This is a genomic window from Variovorax sp. FG153 (assembly GCF_057809595.1).
Map to the genome: position 1 here is coordinate 1 of NZ_JBMDKG010000139.1, position 332 is coordinate 332.

The window sequence follows — 332 nt, forward strand, 5'->3', positions numbered from 1 at the left end:
CGCTCCGCCGTCAACCCCGCCCGGTGCAGGTACCCGCGCGCGAGGTTCACACCGCCCAGGTACAGCTCCCCGGCCACCCCCACGGGCACCGGCTCCAGCTGCGCGTCCAGCACCCACGTGCTCGTCTCGCTGATCGGTACCCCGATCGGCACCTGGTTCGTGCCGTCGTCGCGGCAGCGCCAGTGCGTCACGTCGATCGCCGCCTCCGTCGGCCCGTACAGGTTGTACAGCGCCGCCGCGGGCAGCCGGCGCAGCACCTCGTTCTGCGCCTCCGCCGGCAAGGCCTCCCCGCTGCACACGATGCGCCGCACGCTCGTGCACGCCTCCACCCC

The 332-nt window shown here is 74.1% G+C and carries 1 protein-coding gene; it reads right to left on the reverse strand.

Features of this window, described 5'->3' with window-relative positions; translation table 11 throughout:
• The coding region (locus ACODT0_RS42475; RefSeq protein WP_489044062.1) for an AMP-binding protein at nucleotides 1-332 on the reverse strand (332 nt) is incomplete at both ends.